The organism is Mesorhizobium sp. M7A.F.Ca.CA.004.04.2.1 (genome assembly GCF_004022825.1).
In the GTDB taxonomy this organism is placed as follows: domain Bacteria; phylum Pseudomonadota; class Alphaproteobacteria; order Rhizobiales; family Rhizobiaceae; genus Mesorhizobium.
In genome coordinates, this window is sequence record NZ_RZPH01000502.1 from 1 (window position 1) to 4,237 (window position 4,237).

Genomic DNA, 4,237 nt, shown 5'->3' on the forward strand with positions numbered 1-4,237 from the left:
TTTCTGGAGAATGCCGTAGAGGTTGTCCAGGGCGCGGCGCGCCTGCTCGGCGGCCGACGCCGAACCCTTGATGGTCAGCTGGTTGCCGCGTGAGCGGATGTCGACGCCAAGCTTCTGCTCCAGCCTGGCGAGGTTTTCGTCGAACTGACCATAAAGGGCGCTGGCAAGCTTGTTGTTGTCGAAAGTCAGAACGATGTGCGCCATGTCAGAAGCCCCAGATGCCGGTACCGGGGGCAGGTTCTTCAGCTCTGCTGCGCTCAACCGTCTCTCCTCATCTGCCGAGACCCTCAGGCCAATTCGGCGAACAGGCTGTTGTAGCCCGTCTTCGTGATTCGCACCTGGATAATGTCACCGATTTCGCCGGCCTTTTCATCAACAATAACCGGCTGCAGCCAAGGCGAGCGGCCAACCTTCTGGCCGGCCTGACGGCCGGGCTTCTCGATCAGCGTGTCGATGGTGGTTCCGACGAGGCTCAAACCAAAATCCTGCTGCTGCTTCACAAGCAGAGCCTGTAGTCTCTGCAAGCGCTCGTCCTTGACCATTTCCGGCACATGGTCGGCCATTTCGGCGCCCGGCGTGCCCGGACGCGGCGAATATTTGAACGAAAAGGCCGAGGCGTAATTGACCTGGCGCACCAGCTCCATGGTCGCCTCGAAATCCGCCTCGGTCTCGCCGGGAAAGCCGACGATGAAGTCGCCGGAGAGCGCGATGTCAGGCCGCGCGGTACGGATGCGGTCGAGCAGCGCCAGATAATCCCTGGCCGTGTGCCGGCGATTCATCGCCTTGAGGATGCGGTCGGAGCCGGATTGCACCGGCAGATGCAGATAGGGCATCAACGCCGGCAGATCGCGATGGGCCGCTATCAGTTCGTCATCCATGTCGCGCGGGTGGCTGGTGGTGTAGCGCAACCGCGCCAGCCCGGGGATTTCGGCCAGCCTGAACAGCAGGCGGCCAAGGCCCCACTCCTGACCGCTCCCGCCCTGGCCATGCCAGGCATTGACGTTCTGGCCGAGCAGCGTCACTTCGCGCACGCCGGCTTCGGCCAGGCGCTCAGCCTCCGCGACAATCTGCGCCACCGGCCGGGAGACTTCGGAGCCCCTTGTGTAGGGCACAACGCAGAAGGTGCAGAACTTGTCGCAGCCTTCCTGCACGGTGAGGAAGGCGGTGACGCCGCGCTTGATGACCTCGGCGCGCCTGGGCTGCGGCAGGTGCTCGAACTTGTCTTCGATGGCGTAGTCGGTCTCGACGATCTTTTCGCCGCCGCGCACCCGCGCCAGCACGTCCGGGAGCCGGTGATAGGTCTGCGGACCGATGACCAGGTCGACGGCCGACGAACGGCGGATGATCTCGGCGCCTTCAGCCTGCGCCACGCAGCCGGCGACGCCGACCAGCATCTCACGGCCGGCCAGGGCACGCTCGGCTTTCATGGCGCGGATACGGCCGAGCTCGGAATAGACCTTTTCGGCCGCCTTCTCCCTGATATGACAGGTGTTCAGCAGCACCAGGTCGGCCTCGCCAATGGCATCGGTCGCGGAATAGCCGTCGGCAGCCAGCGCATCGGCCATACGCTGTGAATCATAGACATTCATCTGGCAGCCATAGGTCTTGATGAAGACTTTTCTCGCTGCCGCGGGAAGCACCGCCGGCTGTCCAGCCGTAGTGCCGATGTCGTCGCTTTCTATCGTGTTCAAGTCCATAAGGCGGCTTCTAACGCCTTTCCGTGACAAAAAACAGACGATTCTCGGCCCGCGCCAGCAAGAGCGTGCCGGAGCTACCGGCTCGGCCGCGGGTCGGCAAGCGCCGCCTGCATCATCTCACGCACCTGGCTTTCCATCAGTTTCGACGTCTCCTTGCGGTTCGAACCCTTGGAGAAGGCGATTGCCTCGCCGAAATGCACCTCGACGTCGAGCGCGCCCTCAGCGAGCAGAACCTTGAGATGCGGCATCAAATCCTCATCGCCGATCCAGGCGGCAAGCGGGCGATGCCGGCGGCCGAGCGGCACGCCGTGCAGACGCGTATAGGCGATCGCCACCGGCTGGATGAACACCTGTTCCGCCGCGCCTTCGGAAATCGCCATCGAGGCGGCGCCGAACAGCGTGCTCTTGAACGGCAGGACCATATTGCCGTCGCCGGTCGAGCCCTCGGCAAACAGCACCATCGCATCGCCCTTGGCCATGCGGCTGGCAATCTCGCTTGCCTGGTCGCCCGACGAACGCTTGCGCTCGCGCTCGATGAACACGGTGCGCTGCAGCTTCGACAGCATGCCGATCAGCGGCCAGCCTTCCATATCCGCCCTGGCGATGAACTTTACGTCGGCAAAAGAGCCGAGCACCATGATGTCGGTCCAGGAGATGTGATTGGACGCCACCAGCAGCGGGCGCTTGTCGGACAGCGCTCCCTTGACATGGATGCGCATGCCGAGCGCCCTGACGATCAGCCTGTGCCAGACCTTGAGGATGAAGGTTTCCGGCCACCAGCCGGTCTTCATCGACAGTATCTGTAGCGGCACGAGGACCAGCGAACCGGCGACAACGAGGCCCAGCGCCAGGAAAATCCTGATTTTCTTGATCATCGCCCCATCCCGGCCGTCTCGCTAGCGAAGATCGCGGCGCATGACAAGCGCGCCGGTCGGTCCGTGTTCGGCCGATCTGTAGTAATTCGGCCGCTTGCCGACCTCGCGGAAGCCCAGCCGACGATAAAGCGCGATCGCCGCGACATTGGTCTCGTCGACCTCGAGGAACAGCGCTTCGGCGCGCTGCGCGTGCAGTTCGCGCAACACCGCGTCCATCAATTGCCAGCCCAGCCCCTGGCGACGATGCGATCGCGCCACCGCGACGGTCAGGATCTCGCCCTCGCCTGCCGCAAGCCTCGCCAGCACGAAGCCGGCGGGCGGCTTGGAGCCCTGTCCGGTTTCGCGCGCGGCATAGCCGAACACGGTGTCCTGTTCGAGCAGGGCGGCGAATTCGCCATCGGTCCAGGGGCGGACAAAGTCCTCGCGATGCAGCAGCGAGACCGCCGGACTGTCGGCGATCCTCAGCGGCTCGAGCGCGTAGTCCCGGCGGCGTGGTTGGAGAAAAGGTATGCGCATTTATCTTTCTTGCCTTGATAGAATAAAGCCAGCCTGCGGCTTGGCGTCGGCGCCGCGTATATAGAGTGGTTTCGGCCGTTCGCCCGCGCCCTTGGCGGCAGCCAGGCGGGCGTAGGTGACAATGTCGGCGGTGGCTGTCCGAGGGCCGACATCAAATTCGCGCCCGGCCGATGCGCTGATGAGCGCTGCCGCGGTGCCGGCAAGCACCGGAGACGTTTCCTTCGCCATAGCCACCACGTCAGCCAGCGTGGCCGCGGCCGGACCGTAAGTCAAGACTAACCTTTCGTCGTAAAAGGCCGCGTGGATCTCTTCACGGCCGGCATCGAGCGCCGCCAGCACGGCGCGACCGGGAAATGCCGCTGCTGCTTCGACGGCCAGCGCCTCCAGTGTCGTCACCCCTATTGCCGGTATCTTCAGCGCCAGCGCCAGGCCACGCGCGGTCGAGACGCCGACGCGCAGACCGGTGAAAGAACCGGGGCCGACAGAGACGGCGATGGCGCCAAGACCTGCATAGTCGGTTGCGCTTGCCTCCAGCGCTTCGGCGATGACCGCCATCAGTTGCTCGGCATGGCCCTTGCCGAGATCGAGCACCTGACGGCCAAGCTCCTGCTTCGCCGTCGCGTCATAGACGCAAGCGGCGCAGAGATTGGCGGCACAGTCGATGGCAAGCAATTTCATGAGGCAACCGGTTCGAAAAACAATTCCCTGTGCCCGCCACGGCCCGCCACCGCAAGGGGATAGTGCATAATTCGTTAAGCGGCTTCGCTTGTAGCCTATGCGGCCTGTTCGATACGCAGCATGTGGTTGTCCCAGACATAGTCCGGTTCGGAGCGTGTCGCACCGCTGCCCTCGACGATCTCGCCGGCGCCGGTGGTGGCCATGAAGCCGGTTCCATCGGGCGCCACGCCGCAGACCTCGACCAATGCGCTGTTCGCAACGACCCGGCCGCTGGCCGCATCGATCACGACGAGCGAGTTGCCTTCCGGCGAGGAAACGGCGACGGTTCCGGCAGCCCAATTGGCGGCTACCGAGCCTATGTAGTTGCGGAAGCCGGACAAAACGTCCTGCGGCATGTCCAGCAACTGCAGCTCCTTGCCGCGCGCGGCGCGACCGACCAGCAACGGTCGATCGGTGCCCGGCCCCCTGTAC

Annotated in this window: 5 protein-coding genes and 1 pseudogene; all 6 read right to left on the bottom strand. The window is 64.3% G+C overall.

Annotated elements, in window-relative coordinates:
• Window positions 1-204: pseudogene (locus EN893_RS21075) on the bottom strand (phosphate starvation-inducible protein PhoH); the annotation flags it as partial.
• A gap of 83 nt (window positions 205-287) precedes the next feature.
• Window positions 288-1,697 (bottom strand): tRNA (N6-isopentenyl adenosine(37)-C2)-methylthiotransferase MiaB, encoded by a 1,410-nt coding sequence (gene miaB, locus EN893_RS21080; protein WP_127266948.1) that lies wholly within the window; start codon window positions 1,695-1,697, stop codon window positions 288-290.
• Window positions 1,698-1,771: 74 nt separating this feature from the next.
• Window positions 1,772-2,572, bottom strand: coding sequence for a 1-acyl-sn-glycerol-3-phosphate acyltransferase (locus EN893_RS21085; RefSeq protein WP_127266949.1), 801 nt, complete (start codon window positions 2,570-2,572; stop codon window positions 1,772-1,774).
• A gap of 21 nt (window positions 2,573-2,593) precedes the next feature.
• Window positions 2,594-3,088 (bottom strand): ribosomal protein S18-alanine N-acetyltransferase, encoded by a 495-nt coding sequence (gene rimI, locus EN893_RS21090; RefSeq protein WP_127266950.1) that lies wholly within the window; start codon window positions 3,086-3,088, stop codon window positions 2,594-2,596.
• Window positions 3,089-3,766 carry a tRNA (adenosine(37)-N6)-threonylcarbamoyltransferase complex dimerization subunit type 1 TsaB gene (gene tsaB / locus EN893_RS21095; protein ID WP_127266951.1) on the bottom strand — a complete coding sequence of 226 codons (678 nt, stop codon included), beginning with the start codon at window positions 3,764-3,766 and terminating at the stop codon, window positions 3,089-3,091.
• A gap of 95 nt (window positions 3,767-3,861) precedes the next feature.
• A partial coding sequence (locus tag EN893_RS21100; RefSeq protein WP_128361751.1) for a DUF1513 domain-containing protein occupies window positions 3,862-4,237 on the bottom strand: 376 nt, incomplete at its 5' end.

Excerpts from the sequence above, each read along its gene's own strand:
- miaB (WP_127266948.1), bottom strand. The coding sequence starts at position 1,697 with ATGGACTTGAACACGATAGAAAGCGACGACATCGGCACTACGGCTGGA.
- EN893_RS21085 (WP_127266949.1), bottom strand. The coding sequence starts at position 2,572 with ATGATCAAGAAAATCAGGATTTTCCTGGCGCTGGGCCTCGTTGTCGCC.
- rimI (WP_127266950.1), bottom strand. The coding sequence starts at position 3,088 with ATGCGCATACCTTTTCTCCAACCACGCCGCCGGGACTACGCGCTCGAG.
- tsaB (WP_127266951.1), bottom strand. The coding sequence starts at position 3,766 with ATGAAATTGCTTGCCATCGACTGTGCCGCCAATCTCTGCGCCGCTTGC.